General features: G+C 69.1%; 22 protein-coding genes. 11 read left to right on the forward strand and 11 right to left on the reverse strand.

The window, feature by feature from the left end; translation table 11 throughout:
* Positions 1-86: 86 nt before the first annotated feature.
* The 3 genes from nagA to I4U41_RS14130 all read right to left on the reverse strand — a co-directional run bounded on the left by nagA (position 87) and on the right by I4U41_RS14130 (position 3,122).
* The gene (nagA, locus tag I4U41_RS14120; RefSeq protein WP_206861815.1) at positions 87-1,220 is read right to left on the reverse strand and encodes an N-acetylglucosamine-6-phosphate deacetylase; all 1,134 of its coding nucleotides are present in this window, start codon (positions 1,218-1,220) and stop codon (positions 87-89) included.
* Between the two features lie 110 nt (positions 1,221-1,330).
* Positions 1,331-2,341, reverse strand: a complete 1,011-nt coding sequence (locus I4U41_RS14125) for an SIS domain-containing protein (protein WP_206862113.1) — start codon at positions 2,339-2,341, stop codon at positions 1,331-1,333.
* A gap of 37 nt (positions 2,342-2,378) precedes the next feature.
* Complete coding sequence (locus I4U41_RS14130) at positions 2,379-3,122, reverse strand: GntR family transcriptional regulator (protein WP_206861816.1); 744 nt, start codon at positions 3,120-3,122, stop codon at positions 2,379-2,381.
* A 295-nt stretch (positions 3,123-3,417) separates the two neighbouring features.
* Between I4U41_RS14130 and zwf the strand changes: the two genes are divergently transcribed.
* From zwf to eda, 4 genes are all read left to right on the forward strand, one after another.
* Positions 3,418-4,887, forward strand: coding sequence for a glucose-6-phosphate dehydrogenase (gene zwf, locus I4U41_RS14135; RefSeq protein WP_425492591.1), 1,470 nt, complete (start codon positions 3,418-3,420; stop codon positions 4,885-4,887).
* Positions 4,871-5,626 carry a 6-phosphogluconolactonase gene (pgl, locus tag I4U41_RS14140; RefSeq protein WP_206861817.1) on the forward strand — a complete coding sequence of 252 codons (756 nt, stop codon included), beginning with the start codon at positions 4,871-4,873 and terminating at the stop codon, positions 5,624-5,626. The genes zwf and pgl overlap by 17 nt, the downstream gene beginning before the upstream one ends.
* A 43-nt stretch (positions 5,627-5,669) precedes the next feature.
* On the forward strand, positions 5,670-7,496 hold the full coding sequence (gene edd / locus I4U41_RS14145; RefSeq protein ID WP_206861818.1) for a phosphogluconate dehydratase: 1,827 nt from the start codon (positions 5,670-5,672) through the stop codon (positions 7,494-7,496).
* 67 nt (positions 7,497-7,563) lie between these two features.
* The gene (gene eda / locus I4U41_RS14150; protein WP_206861819.1) at positions 7,564-8,190 is read left to right on the forward strand and encodes a bifunctional 4-hydroxy-2-oxoglutarate aldolase/2-dehydro-3-deoxy-phosphogluconate aldolase; all 627 of its coding nucleotides are present in this window, start codon (positions 7,564-7,566) and stop codon (positions 8,188-8,190) included.
* A gap of 192 nt (positions 8,191-8,382) precedes the next feature.
* Here the strand turns inward: eda and I4U41_RS14155 are convergent, their stop codons facing one another.
* The 4 genes from I4U41_RS14155 to I4U41_RS14170 form a co-directional block, all read right to left on the reverse strand.
* The gene (locus tag I4U41_RS14155; RefSeq protein WP_206861820.1) at positions 8,383-9,003 is read right to left on the reverse strand and encodes a thymidine kinase; all 621 of its coding nucleotides are present in this window, start codon (positions 9,001-9,003) and stop codon (positions 8,383-8,385) included.
* 95 nt (positions 9,004-9,098) lie between these two features.
* Positions 9,099-9,977 (reverse strand): methylglyoxal synthase, encoded by an 879-nt coding sequence (locus I4U41_RS14160; RefSeq protein ID WP_206861821.1) that lies wholly within the window; start codon positions 9,975-9,977, stop codon positions 9,099-9,101.
* Positions 9,978-10,076: 99 nt separating this feature from the next.
* Positions 10,077-10,802 (reverse strand): sel1 repeat family protein, encoded by a 726-nt coding sequence (locus I4U41_RS14165; protein WP_206861822.1) that lies wholly within the window; start codon positions 10,800-10,802, stop codon positions 10,077-10,079.
* A 43-nt stretch (positions 10,803-10,845) separates the two neighbouring features.
* On the reverse strand, positions 10,846-11,565 hold the full coding sequence (locus I4U41_RS14170; RefSeq protein ID WP_206861823.1) for a sel1 repeat family protein: 720 nt from the start codon (positions 11,563-11,565) through the stop codon (positions 10,846-10,848).
* Positions 11,566-11,825: 260 nt separating this feature from the next.
* Here I4U41_RS14170 and I4U41_RS14175 point away from each other — a divergent pair, with 260 nt between their 5' ends.
* The 5 genes from I4U41_RS14175 to I4U41_RS14195 all read left to right on the forward strand — a co-directional run bounded on the left by I4U41_RS14175 (position 11,826) and on the right by I4U41_RS14195 (position 16,473).
* A complete protein-coding gene (locus tag I4U41_RS14175) occupies positions 11,826-13,808 on the forward strand; it encodes a UvrD-helicase domain-containing protein (protein ID WP_206861824.1) in 1,983 nt (660 codons plus the stop codon).
* A gap of 16 nt (positions 13,809-13,824) precedes the next feature.
* A complete protein-coding gene (gene gloA2 / locus I4U41_RS14180; protein WP_206861825.1) occupies positions 13,825-14,217 on the forward strand; it encodes an SMU1112c/YaeR family gloxylase I-like metalloprotein in 393 nt (130 codons plus the stop codon).
* On the forward strand, positions 14,214-14,705 hold the full coding sequence (locus I4U41_RS14185; protein ID WP_206861826.1) for a GNAT family N-acetyltransferase: 492 nt from the start codon (positions 14,214-14,216) through the stop codon (positions 14,703-14,705). Before gloA2 ends, I4U41_RS14185 begins: the two co-directional genes overlap by 4 nt.
* Before the next feature lie 79 nt (positions 14,706-14,784).
* Positions 14,785-15,687 carry a 5'-nucleotidase, lipoprotein e(P4) family gene (locus I4U41_RS14190; RefSeq protein WP_206861827.1) on the forward strand — a complete coding sequence of 301 codons (903 nt, stop codon included), beginning with the start codon at positions 14,785-14,787 and terminating at the stop codon, positions 15,685-15,687.
* A 447-nt stretch (positions 15,688-16,134) separates the two neighbouring features.
* Complete coding sequence (locus I4U41_RS14195; protein ID WP_206861828.1) at positions 16,135-16,473, forward strand: hypothetical protein; 339 nt, start codon at positions 16,135-16,137, stop codon at positions 16,471-16,473.
* 45 nt (positions 16,474-16,518) lie between these two features.
* Here I4U41_RS14195 and I4U41_RS14200 read toward each other — a convergent pair whose 3' ends face one another.
* The 4 genes from I4U41_RS14200 to I4U41_RS14215 form a co-directional block, all read right to left on the reverse strand.
* Positions 16,519-17,493, reverse strand: coding sequence for a fimbrial protein (locus tag I4U41_RS14200; RefSeq protein ID WP_206861829.1), 975 nt, complete (start codon positions 17,491-17,493; stop codon positions 16,519-16,521).
* Complete coding sequence (locus I4U41_RS14205) at positions 17,493-20,189, reverse strand: fimbria/pilus outer membrane usher protein (RefSeq protein ID WP_206861830.1); 2,697 nt, start codon at positions 20,187-20,189, stop codon at positions 17,493-17,495. The genes I4U41_RS14200 and I4U41_RS14205 overlap by 1 nt, the downstream gene beginning before the upstream one ends.
* The gene (locus I4U41_RS14210; protein WP_206861831.1) at positions 20,186-20,926 is read right to left on the reverse strand and encodes a fimbrial biogenesis chaperone; all 741 of its coding nucleotides are present in this window, start codon (positions 20,924-20,926) and stop codon (positions 20,186-20,188) included. The genes I4U41_RS14205 and I4U41_RS14210 overlap by 4 nt, the downstream gene beginning before the upstream one ends.
* A gap of 71 nt (positions 20,927-20,997) precedes the next feature.
* Positions 20,998-21,534: a fimbrial protein gene (locus I4U41_RS14215; RefSeq protein ID WP_206861832.1), complete on the reverse strand. Its 537-nt coding sequence runs from the start codon at positions 21,532-21,534 to the stop codon at positions 20,998-21,000.
* Between the two features lie 317 nt (positions 21,535-21,851).
* Here I4U41_RS14215 and I4U41_RS14220 point away from each other — a divergent pair, with 317 nt between their 5' ends.
* Together I4U41_RS14220 and plsB are read left to right on the forward strand one after the other, a co-directional pair.
* A complete protein-coding gene (locus I4U41_RS14220; RefSeq protein ID WP_206861833.1) occupies positions 21,852-22,787 on the forward strand; it encodes a hypothetical protein in 936 nt (311 codons plus the stop codon).
* Positions 22,788-22,812: 25 nt separating this feature from the next.
* The gene (gene plsB, locus I4U41_RS14225; RefSeq protein ID WP_206861834.1) at positions 22,813-25,620 is read left to right on the forward strand and encodes a glycerol-3-phosphate 1-O-acyltransferase PlsB; all 2,808 of its coding nucleotides are present in this window, start codon (positions 22,813-22,815) and stop codon (positions 25,618-25,620) included.
* The last annotated feature ends 188 nt before the right edge of the window (positions 25,621-25,808 follow it).

The following is a 25,808-nucleotide window of genomic DNA, read 5'->3' on the forward strand; positions in this document are numbered from 1 at the left end:
GTAGCCCGGGTAAGGCGGAGCCGCACCCGGGGAACGTGGCGGAAACCTCAACCCGGGTGCGCTGCGCTTACCCGGGCTACAACGGCTCAGGGTTGCCCAGCGATCCAGGTGCCCTGCACGTCCAAGGCGTCGTCCAGCACCACGAGGTCGGCGCGATACCCCGGTGCGATGCGCCCCAGCTCGCCGCCCAGGCCGATGAACTGCGCCGGGTACTGCGAGGCCATGCGGCAGGCTTCGTCGAGCGGCAGGCCGAGGCGCTGCACGGTGTTGCGCACGGCCGAGGCCATGTCGAGCGCCGAACCGGCGAGCGTGCCGTCGGTCGTGGTGCATTGCCCGTCGCGGCAGATCATCTCCACGCCGTAGAGCGAGAACGCCTCACGCTCGCCGCCCACCGGGGGCATGGCGTCGGTGACCAGCATCATCTTCCCGCGCGGGCGTGCGTTGATTGCCACGCGCAGCGACGCGTCGTGCACGTGGTAGCCGTCGACGATGATCCCGCACCACGCGTCGGGATTTTCCAGCGCCGCACCGACCGCGCCGGGCTCGCGCGAATTCATCGGCGTCATTGCGTTGAACAGGTGCGTGATGCCGGTGATGCCGTTGGCGAAGCCGTCGCGCAGTTGTTCGTACGTCGCGGCGGTATGGCCGGCCGCGATGATGACGCCGCGTTGGGTCAGCGCGCGCAACGTGGCTGATTCGAAACGCTCCGGCGCGAGCGTCACGAGCGTCACGCCGTCCTTGCCCAGCGAGGCGACGAGGTCGAGCTCGGCCGCGTCGGGCGTGTGGAACTTCGACGGATCGTGCACGCCCTTGCGCGCGGCGTTGAGGTACGGGCCTTCCAGATGCACGCCGAGCACGCCCGGCACGCGCTGTGCGATCGCCTCGCGCGTGGCGTCGATCGCCCGACGCATCACGTCGACGTCATCGCTGATCAGCGTCGGCAGCATGCCGGTCGTGCCGTACTTGCGGTGCGCGCTGGCGATGCGGCGCAGGCCGTCGGCGGTGGGTTCGTCGTTGAACAACACGTCGCCGCCACCGTTCACCTGCGTGTCGATGAAACCGGGCACGAGATAACGTCCGGCGAGGTCGACCACTTGCGCGCCCTTCGGCGGCTCGCCCGGCACGACGGCGACGATGTGGCCGTCCTCGACGAGCACGCTGACGTTCGACTCGAAACCGTTGTCGGTGAGGATGCGGCCGTTACTGAAGGCGATGGTCATGGTCGTGATTTGTGATTCGTGATTTGCGATTCGTGATTGGTGACGGTGAATGGGGCTGGCTCGCTTCTGCTTTCGCGAATCACGAATCTCCAATCACGAATCACGGGACATCACACCGTTTCCGTCACCTTGTTCAGATGCGGCGGCACGTCCGGATTGTGGCCGCGCGCGACGGCCAGCGCGTTCACCGCCTTGTAGAAGCACTGCACGGTGAGCAGCGGCGTGCACGCGGGATGCGGCGAGGCCGGCATCGGCAGCACGTCCGGACCCTGCGCGCCGGGCAGCGCGATCCACACCGGCGCGCCGCGCTGGTGGAATTCCTCGGCGACCGACATCGTGCTGCTGCACGTGTCGTCGTCCTGCGCGAACGCGAGCACCGGAAAGCCCGGGCCCACGATCGCCATCGGTCCGTGCTTCACCTCCGCCGAGGAGAACGCTTCGGCGTGCAGGCCGCAGGTTTCCTTGAACTTCAGCGCCGCTTCCTGCGCTGCGCCGAGGCCGAGGCCGCGGCCGACGACGAAGAGGTTGCGTGCGTCCTTCAAACCATCGACGACCGGCGACCAGTCCATCTTCCACGCCTCGCGCAGCGCGGCGGGCAGCGCGTCGACGGCGGCGAGCAGCTTCGCGTCGCCGCTCCAGCGCGCGGCCAGCTGCAGCAGCGCGGCGAGCGAGCACAGGTAGCTCTTCGTCGCCGCGACGCTTTTTTCCGGGCCGGCGCGCAGCGGGATCACGGTGTCGGCGATCTGCGCCAGCGGCGAATCCTCGACGTTCACCAGCGCGACGACCAGCGCGCCGGCGGCACGCGCGATTTCCGCATTGCGTACCAGGTCCGGGCTCTTGCCCGACTGGGAGATCGCCACGAACAACGCGCCCTGCAGATGCGGGCGCACCGCATACACCGAACCGACCGACGGCGACGCGGACGCGGTCACCAGGCCGAGCGTGGTTTCGAACAGGTACTTGCCGTAGGTCGCCGCGTGATCGGAACTGCCGCGCGCGCAGGTGACGATGAACGCCGGCGGCTGCGCCTTCAGGCGCTGCACCAGTGCGTCGATGATCGGCGCATTGGCTTCGAACTGCCGCGCGACGGCATCGGCGGTTTCGGCCGCCTCGGCATGCATGCGCGTGGCGGTGACGGTCAGGGTTTCGCTCACGGGGTTACTCGCTCTGGAGTTCGGCGACGAAGTCGTACGCATCGCCGCGGTAGAAGGATCGGGTGTATTCGACGACGCGGCCGTCGTCGAGAAAGGTGCGACGTTCGATGAACAGTCCCGGGCTGCCTTCGGGCAGGTTCATCAGACGGGCCTGTTCGGCGTCGAATGCGATCGCGCGCAGCCGCTGCAGCGCGCGCGTCGGGCGCAGGCCCATTTTCTGGAAGGTTTCGTACAGCGAATTCTCGACCAGCGAGGGATCGGCCAGCACGGTCTGCGGCACGACGGTGCGCTCCAGCGCGAGCGCCATGTCGTCGGCGATGCGCAGGCGGTAATAGCGCACGACCTGCGCGCCGGGTGAGAGGTTCAACGCCATCGCTTCGTCCGGCGTGACCTCGCCGGTGCCGCGCTCGATGAAGCGCGATTTCGGATCGAGCCCGCGCGCGCGCAGGTCGTCGGTGAAGCTGGTGAGCTTGGAGAACGACTTGACGATGCGCTCGGAGACGAACGTGCCCGAACCCTGGCGCTGCATCAGCAGGCCGTCGGCGACCAGGCCGGAGATGGCCTTGCGCACGGTGACGCGGGACAGGTCGAGCAGCTTGGTCAGCTCGCGCTCGCTGGGCAGCGCCTGGCCCGGCGTGAGTTCGCCGTTCTCGATGGCGTGCTGGAGCGTCCGGCGCAGGTGCTGGTAAGCCGGCGCGCGGCGCGCGTCGGCCTGTCGGCGGAACTCGTTGACCAGGTAGTCCTGCATCCGGATGAGAATACCAGTCGAATACCAGTTCGGGCAAATGCGCCCCGCCGCCCTTCCCGGCTCCGGATGCCGGGATTACGACGAAAGTCGCATCGGGCCGCCCCTGGGCACTTCGCGGCCCGGATTTCGCGCGAACGTAACCTCAAGTCGTTGAAATTGAAGGCCGGACTGTGAAACGGCCGCACTGACGGCCCGCTGTCCGACCATGTCCACTGCATTTGCACCAGTGGTATCTGACTGGTATCTTCACTGGTATGCCTGTGGTCTTCAAAACCCCTTCCTTCCGGAACGCCCCGTGAGCCCCTCCATCGCGCCGATGGCGCCCTTCGACCTGATCATCTTCGGCGGCACGGGCGACCTGGCCCTGCGCAAGCTGCTGCCGGCCCTGTTCCATCGCTATGTCGACGGCCAGATCGTCGCCGGCACGCGCATCTTCGGTCTGGCGCGCGACAGCCAGAGCGACGACGCCTATCGCGAACGCGTCCGCGAAGCGCTGCAGAAGCACCTCGCCTTCGACCTGCGCGCGCCAACGATGCTGGAGCCGTTCCTGCAGTTGCTCTCGTACCGCCGCATCGACCTGCAGGCCGAGGACGGCTGGAGCGAGCTGGCGGGCGAACTCGCCGACGAATCGCGCGTTCGCGTGTTCTACCTTGCCGTCGGCCCCGACCTGTTCGGCAGCGTCGGCGCGCGACTGCAGGCGCACGGCCTGACCGGCGCGAATACGCGCGTGGTGGTGGAAAAGCCCATCGGCCACGATCGCGCCAGCGCGGCGGCGATCAACGACGCGCTCGGGCAGGTGTTCGCCGAGTCGCAGATCTATCGCATCGATCATTACCTCGGCAAGGAAACGGTCCAGAACCTCACCGCGTTGCGCTTTGGCAACGCGCTGTTCGAGCCGCTGTGGCGCGCCGAGCACATCGACCACGTGCAGATCACCGTGGCCGAGACCGTCGGCCTTGAGCGTCGCGCGAGCTACTACGACAAGTCCGGCGCGCTGCGCGACATGGTGCAGAACCACATGTTGCAGCTGCTGTGCCTGGTCGCGATGGAGCCGCCGTCGTCGCTCGCCGCCGACGCGATCCGCGACGAGAAGCTCAAGGTGCTGCATTCGCTCAAGCCCATCGCCGACGGCGCGACCTCGCACCTCACCGTGCGCGGCCAGTACCGCGCCGGCGCGGTCGAAGGCCGGCCGGTGCCGGGTTATCTCGAAGAGCTCGGCACCAACACTTCGCGCACCGAAACCTTCGTCGCGCTGAAGGCCGAAGTCAGCAACTGGCGCTGGGCCGGCGTGCCGTTCTACCTGCGCACGGGCAAGCGGCTGGCCGATCGCATGTCGGAAATCGTGCTGACCTTCCGCAAGGTGCCGCATTCGATCTTCGGCGACGAACCGGTCGCGCAGAACCAGCTGGTGATCCGCCTGCAACCCGACGAAGGCGTGAAGCTGTGGATCGTCAACAAGATCCCCGGCCCCGGCGGGCTGCGCCTGCGCCGCGTGCCGATGGACCTGAGCTTCGCCGAGACCTTCGGCGGGCGTCAGCCCGAAGCGTACGAGCGCCTGCTGATGGACGTCGTGCGCGGCAATCCGATGCTGTTCATGCGTCGCGACGAAGTGGAAGCCGCGTGGTCGTGGATCGATCCGATCCTCGCCGCGTGGCAGTCGAGCAACGAATCACCCAAGGCGTACACCGCGGGCAGCTGGGGTCCCAGCTCGGCCGTGGCCCTGATCGAACGCGACGGAAGGACGTGGCATGAGGACGCAGTCTAAGAGCGCGCTGGCGGAGCGATTGACCGTGCTGACACCCGATCCGTTGCCCGTGCGCGAGCACCTGTTCGACGACAAGGCGGAGCTCGCGACCGCGCTGGCGAAAGCCGTCGCGGCCGATCTTCGCGGCGCGATCGCGCGTCGCGGCGCCGCGCGACTGGCGGTGTCCGGCGGCACCACGCCGCGCGCGTTCCTGACCGAACTGTCGAAGCAGACGCTCGACTGGGCGCACGTGACGGTGGTGCCGGTGGACGATCGCTGGGTCGCGCCGGACCATCCGCGCTCGAACGAGCGGCTGCTGCGCGAAACGCTCTTCCAGGGCGCTGCCGCGCAGGCGACGCTGCTCCCGCTGCGTCGTCCGACCGCGACGCCGGAAGCCGCGCTGCTGCCGGTGCTCACGCAGGTGGCGAACGAAGCGCTGCCGCTCGACGTCGTCGTGCTCGGCATGGGCGACGACGGCCACGTCGCGTCGCTCTTCCCCGACCTGGTGCGTCGCGACATCGGCCTGCAACCCCGCGGTCGCGCGCCGGTGCTCGCCATCCGCACCGCATCGCAGCCGGAACCGCGCATGACGCTCACGCTCAGCGCGATCTTCACCGCACCGTCGCTGTACCTGCATATCGAAGGCGCGAAGAAGCGCGAAGTCCTCGACAACGCCGCGCGCGATCCGCGCTCGACCTTGCCGATCCGCTCGGTGCTGTCCGGCGCACCGGTGGTGCCGATGCTGTACTGGAGTCCGTAGCCATCCTTCCGTCCGCGGAAGGAAAGCCACACACGAGATCGAAATGCCGAACCTGCATCCCGTCATCGCCGACGTCACCGAGCGCATCCGCAAGCGCAGCCACGATCGCCGCGCCGCGTACCTTGCGCGCATCGAAGCCGCGTGCGGGCGCGGTCCGCACCGCGCCACGCTTTCCTGCGGCAACCTCGCGCACGGCTTCGCCGCGTGCGGCACCGACAAGGCGGCGCTGCGCGGTGGCGTGTCGCCGAACCTCGCGATCGTCAACGCGTACAACGACATGCTCTCCGCGCACCAGCCGCTGGAGCGCTTCCCGTTCCTGATCAAGAACGCCGCGCGCAACGTCGGCGCGACCGCGCAGGTCGCCGGCGGCGTGCCGGCGATGTGCGACGGCGTGACGCAGGGCCGCGCGGGCATGGAGTTGTCGCTGTTCTCGCGCGAGGTGATCGCGCTGTCCACCGCCGTTTCGCTGTCGCACGACATGTTCGACGCCGCGCTGTACCTGGGCGTGTGCGACAAGATCGTGCCGGGTTTGCTGATCGGCGCGCTGAGCTTCGGCCATCTGCCGGCGATCTTCGTGCCCGCCGGGCCGATGACGTCGGGTCTGCCGAACGACGAGAAATCCCGCGTCCGCCAGCGTTACGCCGTGGGTGAAGCGACGCGCGAGGAACTGCTGGAAGCCGAAGCGCAGAGCTATCACGGTCCGGGCACGTGCACGTTCTACGGCACGGCGAACTCCAACCAGATGCTGATGGAGCTGATGGGCCTGCACCTGCCGGGTTCGAGCTTCGTCAACCCCGACAACCCGCTGCGCGACGCGCTCACCGCCGAGGCCGCGCGACGCGCCGCGCAGATCACCGCACTCGGCGACGATTACCGCCCGGTCGGCCGCATCATCGACGAACGCGCGATCGTCAACGGCGTCGTCGGCCTGCATGCGACGGGCGGTTCGACCAACCACCTGCTGCACCTGATCGCCATCGCCGCCGCCGCGGGCATCGAGCTGCGCCTGGAGGATTTCGACGCGCTGTCCTCCGTCGTGCCGCTGCTGGCGCGCGTGTATCCGAACGGCAGCGCGGACGTGAACCACTTCCACGCGGCCGGCGGCCTGGGCTTCCTCATCGGCGAACTGCTCGACGCCGGGCTGCTGCATGGCGACGTGGAAACCATCGCCGGACCGGGCCTGGACCGCTATCGCGTCGAAGCGCGCCTGGCGCCTGAACAACGCATCGAATACGTGCCGGCTACCGGACGCAGTGGCGATCCCACGGTCCTGCGTCCGGTGGCCGAGCCGTTCCGTCCCGATGGCGGCCTGCGCGTGCTGCATGGGCCGCTGGGCACGGCGGCGATCAAGGTGTCGGCGGTGCCGGAAGACCGCTGGATCGTCGAAGCCCCGGCGCGGGTGTTCTCCGACCAGTCGCAGGTGAAGGCGGCGTTCGATCGCGGCGAACTGGATCGCGACGTCGTCGTGGTGGTGCGCTTCCAGGGGCCGCACGCGAACGGCATGCCGGAACTCCATCAGCTCACGCCGACGTTGAGCGTGCTGCAGAAGCGCGGTCATCGCGTGGCGCTGGTGACCGACGGCCGCATGTCGGGCGCCTCGGGCCAGGTGCCGGCGGCGATCCATGTGAGCCCGGAAGCGGCGGTCGGCGGACCGCTGGCGAAGGTCCGCGACGGCGACGTCATTCGCGTCGATGCGGTGGCCGGCACGTTGCAGCTGCAGGTTCCGGCGGACGAATGGGCCTCGCGCGAGAACGCGACGACGGACCTCACGCCCAGCCATTTCGGCATGGGGCGCGAGCTGTTCGCGGTGTTCCGCAACGCAGCCGCGCCCGCGCACCTGGGCGGCGGGATTTTCAATCCGCCTGCCTGATCGTTTTGTAACCCGGGCAAGCGAAGCGCACCCGGGAGACGCCAGCACTTACCTTTCGGAGAACAAGATGGGCCTGCTCGAATCCGTACTGCACGTTGCGCCGGTGATGCCGGTGGTGGTGATCGAAGACGCCAAGCACGCGGTGTCGCTGGCGCGCGCGCTGGTGGCCGGCGGCATTCCCGCCATCGAGATCACGCTGCGCACGCGCGCCGCGCTCGATGCGGTGCGCGCGATCGCCAACGAGGTCGACGGCGCGATCGTCGGCGTCGGCACCGTGCGCAAGCCGCAGGACTTGAAGGATGCGGAAGCCGCCGGTGCGCGCTTCGCCGTTTCGCCGGGCTCGACACCGGACCTCATCGCCGCCGCGAAGGATTCCGCGCTGCCGTGGCTGCCCGGCGCCGGCACCGCGAGCGAGGCGATGACGCTGTCCGAGCACGGTTTCATCTTCCAGAAGTTCTTCCCGGCCGAAGCCGCCGGTGGCGCGCCCGCGCTGCGCTCGCTGCACGGTCCGCTGCCGGAGATCCGTTTCTGCGCGACCGGCGGCATCGGCGCGCACAACGCGCGCGATTACCTCGCCACGCCGAACGTCGCCTGCGTGGGCGGCTCGTGGCTGACGCCGTCGCGACTGGTCGCGGCGGAGGAATGGGGCGCGATCGAAGCGCTCGCCCGCGCGGCGACGCTGCTGCGGGCGTAAGGCATCACGCGCCGGTAGTTTTCCGGGTAAGCGAAGCGCACCGCGCCTGTGTGCAACTCGGTTGCGGTAGTGATGAACGCGCCGCAGCGTGCCGCACCATCAACGTGCACGCGTTCTTGTGGAACTCGCCACGGCAGCCCGGGTACGCCGCTCACCCGGGCCACAAAAGCGTTTGGCTACAACGGCGTTTGGCTACAACGGCAGCGGCGGCTGCAACGGCTCGATCGTGCCCTCGCCGCTCATGACTTTCTTGTACTCGGCGCGCGAGACGGAGATGTAGCGGTCGTTGCCGCCGATCTCGACCTGCGGGCCCTCGCGCACCGCGCGGCCCTGCGCGTCCACGCGCACGACCATCGTCGCCTTCTTGCCGGTGTGGCAGATGGTCTTGATCTCGGTGAGCTCGTCCGCCCACGCGAGCAGGTACTGGCTGCCTTCGAACAGTTCGCCGCGGAAGTCCGTGCGCAGGCCGTAGCACAGGACCGGGATGCGCAGCGCATCCACCACTTCGCTCAACTGCCACACCTGCGCGCGGGTGAGGAACTGCGCTTCGTCGACGAGCACGCAGTGCAGCGCGCCGTGCTGGGCGATGTCGCGGCGCACGATCGCTTCCAGGTCGTCGTCGCGTTCGAACGCGATGCCTTCCGACCGCAAGCCGATGCGCGAGGCCACCACGCCGGCGCCGGCGCGATCGTCCAGGCGCGGCGTGAGGATCGCCACGCGCATGCCGCGCTCGCGATAGTTGTGCGCCGACTGCAGCAGCGTGGTGGTCTTGCCGGCGTTCATCGCCGAGTAATAGAAGTAGAGCTTCGCCATGCGCGCAGTGTACGGCGCGCGCGGCACGCGCCACAGGCTTGAAATCAGGCGTCGATGCGATGTCGGCGCCGCGCGGCGCGGGCGCCGCCACGCATTCAGCCGCCGCGCTGCGACCGCAACCGCACCGCCGTCGCCCAGCGCTGCGCGACCGCCGGCGAGGTGATGCAGACCGCGTCGAAGGTGACCGTGGTGACGGCGCGTTCGAGCAGCTGGATGTCGGCTTCGTGCTGCCGCGCGACGTGCGGGTCCTCGAAGAAGATCGCGCGCTGGCACTGGCGTTCCAGCACCAGGTCGGCGATCTGCGCGTCGCCGCCCATCGGGCCGCTCTCGAACCGCTGCACCCACGCCTGCCCCTGCGGCCAGCCGCGGCTCCACGCCAGTTCGTTCAGGCGCTGGCCCGTGGTGCCGGTCGCGACGCGGCGCTGGAAGCGCGACAGCACGTCGAAGTGCTCGGCGGCGTAAGCCATCATCTGCGGCTTCATCGCGTCGTGCGCGATCAGTGCGAGCGTCTGGATTTCGAACGCGTGCAGCGCGTCCATCCCCGGGTCCGGCGCGAACCCGGCATGCATGCGCTCCACTTCGATCCAGTCGCGCGCCGATGCCACGGTCGAGATGAACGGCTTTCCGTGGATCACGCACTGACGCTTGAGCGCGACGGCTTCGGGAAACACCGACGAGGGATCGACCGGGTCGATCAGGTAGATCGCGCCGTCGAGCGTGCGTTCGGGGCTGCCGAGGCCCACGACTTCGGCGACCAGCTTCATCAGCCCGCCCTCGCGGCCATACGGATAGCGGCGCAGTCCGGTGTAGCCGGGAAGCAGGCCGGCCGCTGCGATGGCGTCGAAGGTGCGCCCGACCGTGTGCAGTTCCAGGCCGAGTTCGCGGATGCCCGGCTCGCAGGCATGCAGCCAGCGGAACAGTGCGGAATCTTCGCGAAGGTGGTGCAGGCGGTTGGCGGCCAAGCCCAGGCGCATGGGAAATCCGTCGTCGACAGGCGGAACGCGCAGTCTAGCCGCGGCTGTCGCCGGAGTCGCAATCAACGGAACCGGCGAGACACGCCGGCCCCGCATCCGTCAGCGCCCGTCGGTTTCGACCTCGCCCACCTCGACATGGCCGTGCGACCACACCGCGTCTTCCACGGCCCGGTAGCGGGCCGGATCGCGACGCCAGCTGGCGTACATCGGCGAGAGGTCGAAGTTGCCCAGGTCGCCCATCAGGCCGCCGCCCCTGCTCGGACCGATGACCTGCAGGCGCTCGTCATGGAAGCCGGTGTGGCTGCCGGTGATGTCGCGCGTGCTGGCGGCGATGACCTGCGCCAGGCGCGGCTTGGCCACTTCGTCGCCGTACTCGTCGTATAGCGACTGACCGACCTGCAGCGCGCGCGCGCGTTCGGCGTCGTCCATCGCCATCCACATCTTCTCGCGCAGCACGACGAAGCTCGGGTACATGCGCTCGGCCGCGAGATCCGCCCACGCGTAGGCCAGCGCGCGATCGTGTTCGACGCCCACGCCGTGCCAGTACATCAGGCTGATGCGATGCTGCGAATACTTGTCGCCGTAGCGCGCCGCGTGCCTGAAATGCCGGACGGCGTCGCCGTAATCGCCCTTGGCGACCGCATCGCTGCCGTACAGGCGCCACAGTTCGTTGGGGAATTCGCGCGACATTCGCGTGCGTTCGTCGAACTCGCGCGCGGCCATGCGGTCGGTGGTCGCGACCACACCCTGCGTGTCGGACGAAGCCGGAGGGGCGGGGCCGGCCGCGGCGGCCAGGGCCAGGGCGATTGCAAGATGAACGTCCATGCAGCCTCCTTCGTGCACGGCCGACCGCGCCGGCGTAGGGCCGTCAGCGCCCGGTGGTCTCCATCTCGCCGACTTCGACGCTGCCGTCGGTCCAGATCGCGTCCTCGACGGCCCAGTAACGATCGGGGTTCAAGCGCCAGGAGGCGTACATGTCGCGCATGTCGGTGCCGGTGGACTTCCACATCTTGACCTCGCCCGGCTCCCCTGCGTGCGTCGACAATTTGCTGGTGATGCTTCCGGTGCGGGTGCCGGTGATCTGCGTGTTCTGGCGCATGATCACCGCCGCCAGCCGCGGCTTGGCGACCGCGTCGCCGTACTGTGCGTACAGCCCCTCGCCTTCGCGCAGCGCGCGTGCGCGATCGGCTTCGTCAAGTTCCATCCACATCTTCTCGCGCAACACGAGGAACGCCGGATACATGCGTTCGGCGGCAAGGTCCGCCCAGGCGTAGGCCACCGCGGGATCGCGCGGGACGCCAACGCCGTGCCAGTACATCAGGCTGATGCGGTGTTGCGAATACTTGTCGGCATATCGCGCCGCCTTCGAGAACTGGCGCAGCGCGTCACTCCAGTCTCCTTTCGCGGCACTCTCGCTGCCGTAGAGACGATGCAGCTCGTTCGGGAAGTTGATCGACTTGCGCGTGCGCTCGTCGAGCTCGCTGGCGTGCATGCGGTCGCTCGGCGCGACGACCGCCTCGAACGCAGCGGGCGCGGCAGGTCCGGCGGCAAGTCCGGCGGCGAGGAGGATCGAAGTCAGCAGTTCCATGGCGTCTCCTGTCGATGAGTCCATTTCAACAGCGCGGGCGGGATTCGGGCGCCCGATCCGGACGTCCCCCCTGCAGGCCGCCGGCCTTGGCCCGGCATCGCGAAGCTACCCCGCGACAGGTGATACCGTGGGATGAAATCGTTAACTCCTCGCGATTTCGCCAGTACGGGCAAAAAAGGGCGGCTTTGGTCCGCCGGGCGGCGGACGCGGGGCGCTTGCGGCACAATACGCCGCCGCCTCCAAGGCCGCAAACACGCCCCATGCACGGTCTCAACCCTCCGCAACGCGCCGCCGTCCTGCACACCGACGGCCCCCTGCTCGTGCTCGCCGGCGCGGGCAGCGGCAAGACGCGCGTGATCGTCGAGAAGATCGCGCACCTGATCGCCTCCGGCCGCATGCCGGCCAAACGCATCGCCGCCATCACCTTCACCAACAAGTCGGCGAAGGAGATGAAGGAACGCGTCGCCAAGCGCATCAAGGGCGATGCGGCCGAGGGCCTGACCGTGTGCACCTTCCATGCGCTCGGCCTGAAGTTCCTGCAGATCGACCACGCCAAGGCAGGCCTGCGTCGCGGCTTTTCGGTGTTCGACAGCGACGACAGCACGGCGCAGATCAAGGACCTGATGCCCGCCGGCAGCAAGCCCGACGCGATCGACGACATGCGCAACCTCATCTCGCGCGCGAAGAACGCGGGGCTGTCGCCGGAGGAGGCGCTGGCGGTGTCGAAAAGCCCGCGCGAGATGGAAGCGGCGCTGATGTACCAGCGCTACCAGGCGCGGCTTTCCACGTTCAACGCGGTGGATTTCGACGACCTCATCCGCCTGCCGGTGCAGATGCTGGAAGCCGACGAGAACCTGCGCCTGGCATGGCGCGAGCGCATCGGCTACCTGCTCGTCGACGAATGCCAGGACACCAACGACGCGCAGTACCGCCTGCTCAAGGCGCTCGCCGGCGACAAGGGCCTGTTCACCTGCGTGGGCGACGACGACCAGTCGATCTACGCCTGGCGCGGCGCGAATCCGGACAACCTGCTGCAGCTCGGCAAGGACTATCCGACGCTTGAGATCATCAAGCTCGAACAGAACTACCGCTGCTCCAACCGCGTGCTGCGCACGGCGAACGCGCTGATCGCGCACAACCCGCACGAGCATCCCAAGACGCTGTGGAGCGACCAGGCCGACGGCGAGCGCATCCGCGTGTGGGAATGCCGCGACGGCGCGCACGAGGCGGAGAAGGTCGCCGCGGAGATCCATTTCCTCGCCGCGGCCAAGCAGGCGCCATGGAGCGATTTCTGCATCCTGTTCCGCAGCAACTTCCAGAGCCGCGCGCTGGAGAAGGCGCTGCAGTTGCTGCGCGTGCCGTACCACCTCAGCGGCGGCACGGCGTTCCTGGAACGCGGCGAAGTGAAGGACGCGCTGTCATGGCTGCGGCTGATCGCCAATCCCGACGACGACGCGGCATTCCTGCGCGCGGTGCAATCGCCCAAGCGCGAAGTCGGCGCGACCACGCTGGCGAAGCTCGCCGAACTGGCGCAGCACGCGCACATGCCGATGTCGCGCGCGGCCGAGCAGATCGGCGTGCTGAAGCAACTGCAGCCGCGTGCGGCTAACGCGCTGGACGGCTTCGTCGACATCGTGCGTCATCTCCGCGGCGAGGCGTTCAGGATCTCGCCGGCGGAACTGGTACGCGTGCTGGCCGAGAAGAGCGGCCTGCTCGCGTCGATCCGCGCGCAGTGCAAGGACGAAGCCAGCTTCCAGCGTCGCAAGGAGAACCTGGAGGAGCTGTCCGAATGGTTCGACGGCGGCAAGGGCTCGGGCCCGGGCGAGCTCGCGGCGCAGCTCGCGCTGCTGTCGCACGCCGACAAGGGCGAGGCCGGCAACCAGGTGCGCCTGATGTCGCTGCACGCGGCCAAGGGCCTGGAATTCCGCTACGTTTTCATCGTCGGCATGGAAGACGGCACGCTGCCGCACGAGATGGCGCTGGAGGAAGGTTCGCTCGAAGAAGAACGTCGGCTGCTGTACGTCGGCATCACGCGCGCGAAGGAACAGCTGTGGCTGTCGCATTCGCGCGAGGCGTCGAAGTGGGGCGACAAGATCCGCCTGAAACCGAGCCGCTTCTTCGACGAACTGCCGACGGCGGAAATCCAGCGCGATGGCGCCGACCCCGTGGCCGATGCCGCGCGCAAGCAGGAGCGCGCGGCGGCGGGCTTCGCGGCGATCAAGGCGTTGCTGGGCGAGGCGTGAACGGGACGATGCGCGCATGAACCTCCATCGCATCCACCACGTCGCGATCATCGCGTCCGATTACGCACGCTCGAAGGACTTCTACACGCGCGTGCTCGGCCTGCGCGTGGTCGCCGAGGTCTATCGCGAGGCGCGCGATTCGTGGAAGCTCGATCTCGCGCTGCCGGACGGCACGCAGATCGAACTGTTCTCCTTCCCGTCGCCGCCGCCGCGCACATCCCGACCGGAGGCGTGCGGATTGCGCCACCTCGCATTCGAAGTGGCCGACGTGGCCGCCGGCGCAGCGGAACTGCAGGCGCAGGGCATCGACGTCGAACCGCTGCGCGTGGACGAATACACCGGCCGGCGCTTCACCTTCTTCGCCGATCCGGACGGCCTGCCGATCGAGCTCTACGAGGCCGCCGCATGAGCTTCACCCTGCGTCCGGCGACCGCCGCCGACCACACCCGCATCCTCGCGCTGAACCTCGAATCGGAGGAGATGCTGAGCCCGATGGACGCGACGCGCCTGCGCGAACTCGATGCGATGGCCGCGTACCACCGCGTTGCGTGCGAAGGCGATGCGGTCGTCGCGTTCCTGCTCGCGTTCCGCGAAGGCGTGGCGTACGACAGCCCGAATTACGTCTGGTTCGCACAGCGCTATCCGCGCTTCCTGTACGTCGACCGGATCGTCGTGGCGGGCACGCACCAGGGGCGCAAGCTCGGCCCGCTGATGTATCGCGATCTGTTCGGGTTCGCGCGCGCCTCGGATGTCGACACCGTGGCCTGCGAGTTCTACACCGTGCCGCCGAACGAAGCCTCGCGACGTTTCCATGCGGCATTCGGCTTCGAGGAAGTCGGTTCGCAATGGGTCGCCGATGGGCGCAAACAGGTGTCGCTGCAGGTGGCGCGCGCGTGAGGCGAACCGCCCGTCCGTGAAACGGCGGCGTCGCATGGCTCGGCTAGAATCGCGCGTCCTGTTCGAAGTCCGGATCGCCATGTCGCCTCGCGTCCTCACCCTTTCCGTCCTCGCCTGCGCGATTGCGCTGGGCGGCTGCAAACGCGCCGACACGCTCGCGCCCGGCGAGACGCCGACAGCGGCGCCCGCGGCCGTCGCCAAGCCCGCCACGCCCGCCGACGACAACCTCAACGCGGTGCTCTGGATGCAGGCCAGCGCCGAGTACCCGGCGGTGACGACCACGGTCTATCGCGCCGCGGCGGACAAGCTCGATGCCGCGCTGAAGGAGAAGCACTGGGACGCGCTGGTCACCGACGAACGCGGCAACGCGGCCACGGGCCTGCCGCCGGCGGTGATCATGGACGTGGACGAGACCGTGCTCGACAACTCGCCCTACCAGGCGCGCCTGGTGCGCGAGGGCAAGGAGTACGACGAAGTGACCTGGGACGGCTGGGTCGCCGAGAAGAAGGCCCGCGCCGTGCCGGGTGTCGTCGAATTCGCCAAGGCTGCGTCCGCGAAGGGCGTGACCATCGTGTACCTGTCCAATCGCGCCGTGCACCTGAAGGACGCGACGATCGCCAACCTCAAGGCGGTCGGCATGCCGGTGAAGGACGACAGCGTGTTCCTCGGCCTGGGCACGGTGGTGGAAGGCTGCGAGCAGAACGGCAGCGAGAAGAACTGCCGTCGCCGCCTCGCCGGCCAGCAGTATCGCGTGCTGATGCAGTTCGGCGACCAGCTGGGCGATTTCGTGCAGATCACCGCGAACACGCCGGAAGGTCGTGCGCAGCTGCTGGACGAATACGGCGACTGGTTCGGCGAACGCTGGTTCATGCTGCCCAACCCGAGCTACGGCAGCTGGGAGCCAGCGGTATTCAACAATCAGTGGGCGCAGCCGCGCGAATCGCGCCGCGAGGCGAAGCGGGCTGCGTTGCGGCCGGAATGAGTTCCCAGGAAGGAGTGGGCAGAGCGGAGCCGTCCCCTCGTTTCTCACTCCTGTCCACTCACTTCTGCGCCTTTCGATTCAAATACTTGCAGCGCAACTCTTAAGGGGTTGCGTTAAGTTCGAAGGGCCGCTAACCTGCCTTCCGTCCGGCGCGAGCCGGAGCCATGCCACAACTCGAAGTCCTCCGGTTTCGGCCGGATTTGAAGGAGGCCCCGGCCTCCTTTTTCTTCGCCCGGCGCGCCCACGCCGGAGATTGCAGGCCGCGACACCTCGGCGAACACGCCGCCACCACCTGCACCGCGCTTCACTCCCCGGGAGACTCGGCCGAGGAAGTGTGACGCCGCTTCCAGTTCCACATCACCGGCGACGCGATCCTCTTCAGAAAGGTTCAGCGCGGCCGATGGAGCGAACAGGCGAACTACGCGCATGCAGGCGCAAGGGAAGGCCATGAAACGAGTCAGAGCCACGGTGGGCGCCGTGCTCTGCGCACTGGTGGTAACCGCGGCAACGGCGGGCGCGAACGCGCACGCGGCCGACGGCCGCATCGCGTTCTCGGGCAGCGTGGCGACACCCACCTGCGCCCCGGCCGCGATCCGGACCCCTGCACAGACGGTGCCGCTACACCTGCGCACGCAGTGTCCGGGAGCGTCCGCTCCGGTGCCGTACACCCTGCGGCTGGAACCGGCCGCGTCGCACGCGCGCTCGCAACTGGTGAGCTACTACGCCGGCTACGTGCAGGCCGCCGGCGGCGCTCCGGTCTGGGTGGCGACGCAGACCTACGACTGAGCGGAAGGGTTTACGGCCGCGACGCGCGCGGCTTTAGCGCGCGCGTCAGTCGTAGCTGAGCGTGAAGGTCGCCGTCGCGCTGATCGTGCCCGGCTGCATCGCGGTGCCGGTCCGGTAGTAGCGCGCGTTGTAGGTGAGTTCCAGCGCGCCCTGCGGCGTGGCGCCGACGAGGTACTCGCGCTTGAAGTCCACCGGCACCGCGCCGGAATCGACGATCTGCACGCCCACGCCGGTTGCGCGCCCGTTGCCGGTAGTCGATGCGATCACGCCGGTCTTGCCGGGCACCGCCGCGTCCGTGTCGAACATGATGTTGAGCCTGGAACCGGCGCTGCACGTCAGGTTGATGCGGAACGGCGTACTGCCGGTGGTCGCGTCGACCGAGGGCAGCGACAGCGACGGCACGGTCGGGAGCGTCACCGCGATGTTGGCGGTGTTCAGCCGGCAGGCGGCCTGCACGAAGGTCACCCGGTTGGCCAGCACGTAGTTCTGCACCGATGCCGTGTTGCCCGAAGCGGTCCGTTCGTACAGCCATCGCGCCAGCCTGCCGCTCGGCAGGCTCCTGCCGTTGGCGATCGGCCCTGTCTTGACGAACTGCAGCGCGGTGCTCACGGAGAAGTCGTACGTACCGCTGCTCAGGCGGCAGCACGGGAACGGGTACATGTAGTTGGACGGACTGTTGTCGCCGTGCAGGAGCCGGTAGCCGATGCCGTCCACGCCGGTGGGATAGATCGCCGTGCGGGTGTTCGGCGTGGATCCGACCGAGTTCGAGATGCCGTAATCCGTATTGCCGGAGCAGCTGAGCCTGAGCGGCTCCGCCGGAGGCACCTGCGGCGTTTCGTACAGGACGTCGCCGACCTGGGCGTCGTAGGGCACGACGATCGTGTCCGGCACGCTGAAGCGCACATCGACGCCGCTGCCGTTGTAGGGGCAATGCGACCAGGCCTGGCCCCACGGCATCAGCAGCAGCAACGCGAGCATCGCCAGCGCGATGCGAGCGCGGAACAGGGACGTGACGGGCATCAGCTCTTCCTCGTTTCGGTCGGCACGGCCACGTCCGTGCAGGTGGCCTGCGTGCGCGGCAGCGCGTCCGCGCCCTGGCCGTCGACGTCGGGCACGGTGTATTCGAAGCGGCAGGCGCGGGCGGTTTCGCCGTTTTCCTGCCAGCGCACCTGCAGCTGCCCGGCCGGTTCGACGCCACGCAGCAGCGCGCGCCCGCCCTGGCCGACGAAGCCCAGGCTGCGGCCGGTCGCGTCGTTCACTTCCGCACCGAACGGCAGCGGCTGGCCGCCCGCCGTGTGCAGGCGCACGAGCACGGTGTTGCCGTGCGAGGTCGCGTAGGTGACGAGGGCGACCGAGCCCGCCCGCGGCGCGACGCGCGCACTGGTGGAGGCCAGCTCGACGTTCAGCGGCAGGCCCTTCGGATCCAGCTCGATGGTGTTCATCGCGTACGGCGTGAGGTACGGCACCAGCGCCTGTCCGAAGCGGTTCACCCGGATGCCCTGGCCGTTGAGCACGCGCGCGCCGGTGGCGTGCGGCGCCGATACGATGGCGACGGTGTCGCCCACGGGCTGACCGAGCGTCACGCCGCGCGGGTGCGCGACGAGCGCGCCGGACAGGCCGAGCGAAGCCTGCCAGTAACCCTCGCCCTCGCCATAGCTCGCGCTGGCGATGCCGTAGCCGCCCCGGTACGTACCGTTGAGCGAGCCGGACGTGCCGACGTCCTCGTCGTGGCTCATCGTCGCGCCGTACGTGGCCTGTCCGTCCGCGCCTGCGGTGCCGGCCAAACTGGCCTGGGTCTGCGTGCGGCCGGCATCGTCGCGCACGACGCCCGCGGTCAGGCTCGGCGCACGCGCGGCGCTCCCCAGAGGCACGCTGAGGCTCAGGTAGAACTGGTTGCTGAAGCGGCCGTCGATGTCGCGCAGCCGCGTGGCCGAAACGTTGTAGCTGAGCGTGCGGAAATGATGGTTGTAGCCGACCTGGAACTGCACGTCGGTGCCGGTCCGGGTCCAGTAGTCGCGCGCCGACGCGGTGGCGTACAGCGTGCCGCCGTGCTCGCCGAGCTGCTGGTTGAGGTTCAGATCGAAACGGTTGCGCTGGCGATCCAGGCCATCGTTGTTCGCCAGCACGTCGACCTCGCGTTCGCCACGCAATGCCTCACGCTGTTCGGGCGTGAGCAGGTTGGCGAAGGGATCGGTCTCGTCCAGGAAACTGTCCGCGGCGCGGCCCTGCGCGAAGTCGCGCGCCGCGAGTGCTTCGCGCAGGCTGTAGAAGCCGCTGGTCGAATAGCGGTACGACGCGAGGCTGAAGGACGTCCCGGTATCGGGGAACATCTTGCTGTAGGTGGCGCGCACGCTCTGGCCGTCGCTGGCCGCCTGCCCCGGCAGCTTGGTGCGCGCGGCGGTCACGTCCAGCGCGATCGCGCCCACGCGGGTATTCAGCGCGACGCCACCGAGCGCGGAGACGTAGCCCTCGCTGCCCAGCACGCCGCCGTAGCCGGTCACGGTGTTGGTCAGCCCGCGCTGCAGGGTCGCCTGCACCAGCGCGGGATCGCCCTCGAAGGCGTCGTCGCTGATCACGCCCGCGGCGACGGAAAAACGCGACGACCCCGGGCGAAGCTGCTGCGGAACCGCCGCGTACGGCACGGAGAATTCGCGCACGCGACCGTCGGCCTCGGTGACCACGACATCGAGGTCGCCGCCGTAGCCGGTGGCATAGAGATCGTTGATCGCGAACGGCCCCGGCGTGACCGTGGTTTCGTACAGCAGCACGCCGTTCTGGCGGATGGTCACGCGCGCGTTGGTTTCCGCCACGCCTCGCACGGTCGGCGCGTAGCCGCGCAGCGACTCGGGGAGCATGCGGTCGTCGGTGGTCAACTGCACGCCGCGCACGCCGACGCTGTCGAACAGTTCGCCGCTGGTGAACGTGTCGCCCAGGGTGAGCTGCGCGCGCCATGCGGTGATGTCGCGGCGCACGTAGGTCGCTGTGGCCTGGTAGCGGTGATCCGACGGGCGTCCGTCCAGCCCCGACTGCCAGGTGTAGTTGCCGCCATGACGAAGGCGCCAGGCGCCGAGGTTCAGGCCGGCGTTCAGTCCGACGTAGCCCGACGTCTGCTCCACCCCACCGGAACGCGTGCGATACACGTTGGCGTTGTAGTTGAGCAGTCCCGCCGTGACGCCTTCGGTCCACTGCGAGGGCGCGACGTAGCCGCGCGCGCGGTAGCCCAGCCATGCCTGCGGGACGGTCGCGTCCAGGCGCAGCGCGGACTGGTCATAGGTCGCGGTCGCACCCGGGATCAGGTCGGACAACGCGAGGCAGCCCGGCTGCGCCTTCAGTCGCTCACGCGCGTCGGCGTCCATCTTCTCCAGCGGCAGGCCGAGCAGTTCGATCAGTTCCGGCGTGAAGCAGGGCACGGCGTTGGCGTCCGGCTCCGGCGATTCGAAGCGGACTTCGCCCGAACCGCTCCAGCGACCGTCCAGATAGACGTCCACGCGGTACACGCCGGGCAGGACCACTTCGCCGCGCTCGAAGCGCGACAGGTCGACCGACGACTGCCGCGCGCCGGCCAGCAGGCTCATGTCGAACTCGGCGTCCGCCGGCGTGGTCGGTGCGGCGTACGCCGCACCGGTCAGCAGCGAGCACGCGATCGCGGTACCCAGCAGCGCACGCGCGGGCACTCGCAGGAGGGCCGGCGGGAGCGGGCCGGCGGCGGATCTCATGGAGCCAGCACGCCTTCGAACGGGGCGATCGCGCCGTAATCGTTGATGGCGGTGAAGCGGACGACGGCGCCGGCGCCCGGCGGCTTGGCCAGCCCCGGCACGTCGATGCGCAGCTGCGAAAGCGGGGCGACCATGCCGACGGTCGCCTTGTACGACTTGCCGGCCACTTCGACGGCCAAGTCGTTCAGCGTGACGTGGTACGGCGTCGGGTTGTCGACCAGCAGCACGGTGCCGGCGTTGCCGGCGGTCGCGCGGAAGGTCAGCTCGCCCGGCGCCTTGAGCGGATCGCCGGACAGCCCCTGCGGCCGGAAGAACAGCTTCAGCCGCGAACGCACGGCCAGCTGCAGGTAGTTCGCACCCGCCGCTTCAAGGTCGGCCGGCTTGGGCGGAACCTCGAGCACGTTGAGCCAGAACAGCGACTCGCGGTCGGCCGGCAACGGCTCGCGGGTGTAGAGGATGCGCAGGCTCTGGTCGCGCCCGCCTTCCATCCGGAACATGGGCGGCGTGACCAGGAAAGGCGTGTCGACGGTATCGGGCGTGGACTTCGCGTCGCCGCGATCGATCCACGCCTGCACCAGCGCGGGACGGTCGTTCTCGTTGCTCAGCCGCACGGTGACTTCGCCTTCCCTGGCCGGCAGGACGACCCGCGTGCCGCCGATCAGCACGTTGGCGCTCGCCGGCGCGAAGACGCACGCCGCGAGCAGCGCCATGCCGATGGCGCGAAGGAAAGTGTTCATGGGATTGCCTTGGAAGCGGCCGGGCGAATGCCGGAGGCGGGCGCGGCCAGGCCGCGCCCGCGGGGTGGTGCTCAGTTGTAGATCATCGTGAACTGCACGCTGGTGTTCACGCTGCCCGGCGTGGCGGCACCGGTGGCGTAGTACTGGGCGTAGTAGTTCAGCGTGCCCGCGCCGTTGGTGTCGGTGACGACCGACTGCGACGCCTGCGCGCCGCGCACGCCGGCCAGCTGGATCTGGGTCAGGTCGCTGTTGAGCAGCTTGACCTGCACGTTGCTCGCCGAGCCGGCGGCGGTGCTGTTGCGCAGGCCGTGCGTCGTCGGGTCGATCGAGGCGCTCGGCTCGAAGAAGGCCTGCGCCGAGGTGCCACCGGTGCAGCCGCTGACGTTGATCGCGAACGGCGTGGTCGCGGCGGTCTCGCCTGCGGCGGCCAGCGCGGTGGTCGGCACGCTCGGCAGCGCGACGTTGACGTTCGTGCCGCTGGTGCCGGCGATGCGGCAGGTGTTGGCGGCGACCGTGCCGGTCACGGTGATGGTGCCGTCGGCGGCGAAGGCCGGCGCAATGGAAACGAGGCCGGCGGCGGTGGCCGCGACGAGAAGAAGCTTCTTCATGGAATGAGTCCCTGTATGGTGTCCGCCGGCGGCGACACGCGGCCGGGTCTGGGCATGGAAAGCAGAAACTGTGCCAACCGTCTCAAAACGACCTGCGGCCCGTTACGGGGATGTGAAAGGGCAGGATCAGCCAACATCCAACGCGATACTGATCACAGTTTTTGATGATTTTGACACTCAACGTCAGTTTTTGACCCATTGATTTGTGACGTGGTGCCGATATTCCGACGCATTCCGATTCCGAGACCGCCTTGGCTTGCCGGCATCCGGCCTCGCCGCCAAGATGCCGGCAGCGACTTGGGGGGAGCCGCACCCGCATGACATCGATCGCACGCGCCACCGCCGCGCTGACGCTGCTGGCCGCCCTGATGGCGGCGGGCTGCCAGCGCGCGCCCGCGCCCGTGGTCGAGCCCACGCCGACCGAACCGACGCAGGCCGTCGAGCAGCTCATCCGCGACCTGCGCCGCAACGACCTGGTGAGCTACTCGCGCCACGCCGTCCCACCGGAGCTGCACGCGCGGCTCGATCTTGCATGGAAGGAAGGCCGCACCCGCTGGCCGCTGACCGACCTGCCGCTCGACGACCGCCTGCCCGCCTTCATCGACGCCCTGTCCGCGCCGGGCGCCGAGAAGCAGCTGCTCACCGTCTACCAGCGCCAGTTCTCCGGCGCGAACGCCGAACTGCGCTCGGCCGCCGCCACGCTGGGGCTGTTCGCGACCCAGTACCTGCGCCGCGAAGGCGACTACAGCGACGAGGAACGCGCCCATTACGTGCAGCTGGTCGGCGCGATCAGCCGCTGGGCGCAGAAGGCGCCGCTGGGGGATGTGCAGCTCGCGCGGCAGGCCATCCCCTCGCTGGTCGCCGGCGCCCGCCACACCGGGCTGGCCGGCGGGCCGGAGCGCTTCCGGCAGCTCGGCATGCAGCGCAGCCTGGAGCACATGGGCCCGTTCTTCGAACGGATGAAGCGGGTGCTGCTGGCCTACGGACTGGACATCGACGCCGACCTGGCGACCGCCCGCGCCACCCTGCTCGAACGCGACGGCGACCGCGCCCGCATCCGCCTGGACTACACGCTGGCCGGGCAGGCGATCCAGGCCGAACTGACGGTCGAGCGCCGCGACGGCCACTGGTATCTCACCGACGCCCTGCGCCACGCCGAGGTCGAAGCCGCACGCCCCGCGGCTGCGAGCGGCAAGGCGCCGAAGGTCCTGCCGCCGGCCGCCAAGGCCCCGCTCGCGCCGGCGGCGCCCTGAACGCGCCCAAGGCGTGAAGGGCATAATGCCCGCGATGCCGAACCAGACGCCCCTGCCTTTTCCGGACGCCGACAAGGACGCGACGGCCGCCCCTCCGTCCAGCCGCGACAACGCGGCAACGCCTCCGCACGCACCGGCGCAGGACGCGACCGACCCGACCGCCGCACTCGACGCGGATCCCGTGGACGCCGGGCGTCCGGAACCCGATCCGGCCCAGGCCGAACTCCCCATCGCCGCCCCCGCCGGCACGCCGGGCGACGATCGCCGCGGCGGCGGCCCGCGTCGTCCCGCTTCGGCCGCCCGCCGTCCGTGGTGGGCGAAGCTGCTTGGCCGGATCATGGCGCCGTGGGTGCAGATCACCGTCGAACCGCGCAACCCGGCGGCCGAGATCCCCGAGGAATGGAGCGGCCGGCCGGTCTGCTACGTGCTCGAGGACTACGGCCTGTCCAACGCGCTGATCCTCGAACGCGCCTGCCGCGAGGCCGGCCTGCCCTCGCCGCTGCAGCCGCTGCCGGGCGATCCGCTCAGGCGCAAGCGCGCCTACCTCGCGCTGTCGCGCCGCAACGTCAACACGCTGGCGCAGCTGCAGCAGTCGCTGGGCACCGCGCCGGCCTCGCCGAAGTCGCATTCGGGCTCGCTCGCGCACCTGCTCGACGCGCACCGCGCCGATCCGTCGCTGGACGTGCAGCTGGTGCCGGTGTCGATCTTCGTTGGCCGCGCGCCGGACAAGAACAGCGGCTGGTTCTCGGTGCTGTTCTCGGAAAACTGGACGCTGGTCGGCCGCTTCCGCCGGCTGCTGGCGATCGCGCTCAACGGCCGCGACACGCTGGTGCGCTTCGCCCCGCCGGTGAGCCTGCGCGACATCGTCGACGAAGGCCTGGAATCCGAACGCACGGTGCGCAAGCTCTCGCGCGTGCTGCGCGCGCATTTCCGCCGCATCCGCGCGGCGGTGATCGGGCCGGACCTGTCGACGCGGCGGTTGCTGGTCGACCAGGTGCTGTCCTCGGCCACGGTGAAGGAAGCCATCGCCGACCAGGCCGCGCGCGACAAGAGCTCGCTCGCCGAAGCCTGGAAGAAGGCGCACGGCTTCGCCTACGAGATCGCCGCCGACTACTCGCACCCGGTCGTCCGTTCGGCGAGCTTCCTGCTGACGCCGGTGTGGAACCGCATCTACCGCGGCGTGCTGGTCCACCACCTGGACAAGCTGAAGGACGACGCGCCCGGCTTCGAAGTGGTCTACGTGCCCTGCCACCGCAGCCACATGGACTACCTGCTGCTGAGCTACCTGCTGTACACGCGCGGCATCGTGCCGCCGCACATCGTGGCCGGCATCAACCTCAACCTGCCGGTCGTCGGCACGCTGCTGCGCAAGGGCGGCGCGTTCTTCATCCGCCGCAGCATCCGCGGCAGCGCGCTGTATTCGGCGGTGCTGAGCGAATACGTCGCGCAGCTGGTCGCCGGCGGATATTCGATCGAATACTTCGTCGAAGGCGGCCGTTCGCGCACGGGCCGGCTGCTTCCGCCGAAGGGCGGCATGGTCGCGATGACGGTGCGCGCCTTCGTGCGCCAGCCCACGCGGCCGGTGCTGTTCCAGCCGATCTACATCGGCTACGAGAAGCTGATGGAAGGCAACAGCTACCTCGACGAGCTGTCCGGCAAACCGAAGGAAAAGGAATCGATCTGGCAGCTGCTGATGGGCATCCCGAAGGTGCTGCGCAGCAACTACGGCCAGGTGGTGGTGAACTTCGGCGAACCGATCCGCCTGAACGACGTGCTCGCCGAGCATGCCCCGGACTGGAACGGCCAGCCGGTCAGCGACGAGGAAAAGCCCGCGTGGCTGTCCGACACCGTCGACGCGCTCGCGCAGCGCATCCAGGTGAACGTCAACCGCGCCGCCGACGTCAACCCGATCAACCTGCTCGCCCTGGCGCTGCTGTCCACGCCCAAGCACGCGATGGGCGAGGCCGACCTGCGCGCGCAGATCGCGCTGAGCAAGACGCTGCTGGCGGAGCTTCCGTATTCGGACCGCGTGACGGTCACGCCGCATCCGGTCGAGGAGATCATCGCCCACGGCGAGGAGATCGCCGTGCTCACGCGCATCCGCCACCCGCTGGGCGACGTGCTCGGCGTGAGCGGCGACAACGCGGTGCTGCTGAGCTACTTCCGCAACAACGTGCTGCACCTGTTCACCGCGGCGTCGTGGATCGCCTGCTGCTTCCAGAACAACCGCCGCATGAGCATGAACGGCGTGCTGCGCCTGGGCCGCGCGGTGTATCCGTTCCTGCAGGCCGAGCTGTTCCTGCCGTGGACGGAAGAGGAATTCGCCGACCGCCTGACCCGCACGGTCGACGTGTTCGTGCGCGAAGGCCTGCTGGAGCGGATCAGCGAGGACGAAGGCGGCATCCTCGCGCGCAACGCCGGGCAGACCGACGAAGTGTTCCGCCTTCGCGCGATCGGCCACTCGCTGCAGCAGGCGTTCGAGCGCTACTACATCGCCATCAGCGTGCTGGTGAAGAACGGCCCGGGCACGCTCACCGCCGCCGAACTGGAAAGCCTGTGCCAGCTCGCCGCGCAGCGCCTGTCGCTGCTGTACGCGCCGGCCGCGCCGGAGTTCTTCGACAAGACGCTGTTCCGCGGCTTCATCCAGAAACTGCGCGAGATGAAGCTGGTGTGGCTGGACGAGAACAGCAAGCTCGCCTTCGACAGCCGCCTGGACACCTGGGCGAAGGACGCGAAGTTCATCCTCGGCCGCGAGTTGCGGCACACGATCGAGAAGATCAGCCCGGAGAGCGTGAAGCCTTCGGCGGAAGAAGCGCCGGGCGACAAGGCGTAAATACCTTCCGCTGCGTTTGCAGCCCGGGTAAGCGAAGCGCACCCGGGGTGCCATGGCGAGTTCCACAAGGACACGTGCACGTTGATGGTGCAGCGCGCTGCGGCGCGTTCATCGCCACCGCAACTGAGTTGCACCGAGGCGCGGTGCGCTTCGCTTGCCCGGGCTACGCAAGAAGATGCGTCAGATCC

The sequence above is a fragment of the Lysobacter changpingensis genome (genome assembly GCF_017308985.1).
GTDB lineage: Bacteria > Pseudomonadota > Gammaproteobacteria > Xanthomonadales > Xanthomonadaceae > Lysobacter_J > Lysobacter_J changpingensis.

What these genes read in the sequence shown, in the direction of transcription:
- nagA (WP_206861815.1), bottom strand. Translation starts at nt 1,220, where the DNA reads ATGACCATCGCCTTCAGTAACGGCCGCATCCTCACCGACAACGGTTTC.
- I4U41_RS14125 (WP_206862113.1), bottom strand. Translation starts at nt 2,341, where the DNA reads ATGCATGCCGAGGCGGCCGAAACCGCCGATGCCGTCGCGCGGCAGTTC.
- I4U41_RS14130 (WP_206861816.1), bottom strand. Translation starts at nt 3,122, where the DNA reads ATGCAGGACTACCTGGTCAACGAGTTCCGCCGACAGGCCGACGCGCGC.
- pgl (WP_206861817.1), top strand. Translation starts at nt 4,871, where the DNA reads ATGAGGACGCAGTCTAAGAGCGCGCTGGCGGAGCGATTGACCGTGCTG.
- edd (WP_206861818.1), top strand. Translation starts at nt 5,670, where the DNA reads ATGCCGAACCTGCATCCCGTCATCGCCGACGTCACCGAGCGCATCCGC.
- eda (WP_206861819.1), top strand. Translation starts at nt 7,564, where the DNA reads ATGGGCCTGCTCGAATCCGTACTGCACGTTGCGCCGGTGATGCCGGTG.
- I4U41_RS14155 (WP_206861820.1), bottom strand. Translation starts at nt 9,003, where the DNA reads ATGGCGAAGCTCTACTTCTATTACTCGGCGATGAACGCCGGCAAGACC.
- I4U41_RS14160 (WP_206861821.1), bottom strand. Translation starts at nt 9,977, where the DNA reads ATGCGCCTGGGCTTGGCCGCCAACCGCCTGCACCACCTTCGCGAAGAT.
- I4U41_RS14165 (WP_206861822.1), bottom strand. Translation starts at nt 10,802, where the DNA reads ATGGACGTTCATCTTGCAATCGCCCTGGCCCTGGCCGCCGCGGCCGGC.
- I4U41_RS14170 (WP_206861823.1), bottom strand. Translation starts at nt 11,565, where the DNA reads ATGGAACTGCTGACTTCGATCCTCCTCGCCGCCGGACTTGCCGCCGGA.
- I4U41_RS14175 (WP_206861824.1), top strand. Translation starts at nt 11,826, where the DNA reads ATGCACGGTCTCAACCCTCCGCAACGCGCCGCCGTCCTGCACACCGAC.
- gloA2 (WP_206861825.1), top strand. Translation starts at nt 13,825, where the DNA reads ATGAACCTCCATCGCATCCACCACGTCGCGATCATCGCGTCCGATTAC.
- I4U41_RS14185 (WP_206861826.1), top strand. Translation starts at nt 14,214, where the DNA reads ATGAGCTTCACCCTGCGTCCGGCGACCGCCGCCGACCACACCCGCATC.
- I4U41_RS14190 (WP_206861827.1), top strand. Translation starts at nt 14,785, where the DNA reads ATGTCGCCTCGCGTCCTCACCCTTTCCGTCCTCGCCTGCGCGATTGCG.
- I4U41_RS14195 (WP_206861828.1), top strand. Translation starts at nt 16,135, where the DNA reads ATGAAACGAGTCAGAGCCACGGTGGGCGCCGTGCTCTGCGCACTGGTG.
- I4U41_RS14200 (WP_206861829.1), bottom strand. Translation starts at nt 17,493, where the DNA reads ATGCCCGTCACGTCCCTGTTCCGCGCTCGCATCGCGCTGGCGATGCTC.
- I4U41_RS14205 (WP_206861830.1), bottom strand. Translation starts at nt 20,189, where the DNA reads ATGAGATCCGCCGCCGGCCCGCTCCCGCCGGCCCTCCTGCGAGTGCCC.
- I4U41_RS14210 (WP_206861831.1), bottom strand. Translation starts at nt 20,926, where the DNA reads ATGAACACTTTCCTTCGCGCCATCGGCATGGCGCTGCTCGCGGCGTGC.
- I4U41_RS14215 (WP_206861832.1), bottom strand. Translation starts at nt 21,534, where the DNA reads ATGAAGAAGCTTCTTCTCGTCGCGGCCACCGCCGCCGGCCTCGTTTCC.
- I4U41_RS14220 (WP_206861833.1), top strand. Translation starts at nt 21,852, where the DNA reads ATGACATCGATCGCACGCGCCACCGCCGCGCTGACGCTGCTGGCCGCC.
- plsB (WP_206861834.1), top strand. Translation starts at nt 22,813, where the DNA reads ATGCCCGCGATGCCGAACCAGACGCCCCTGCCTTTTCCGGACGCCGAC.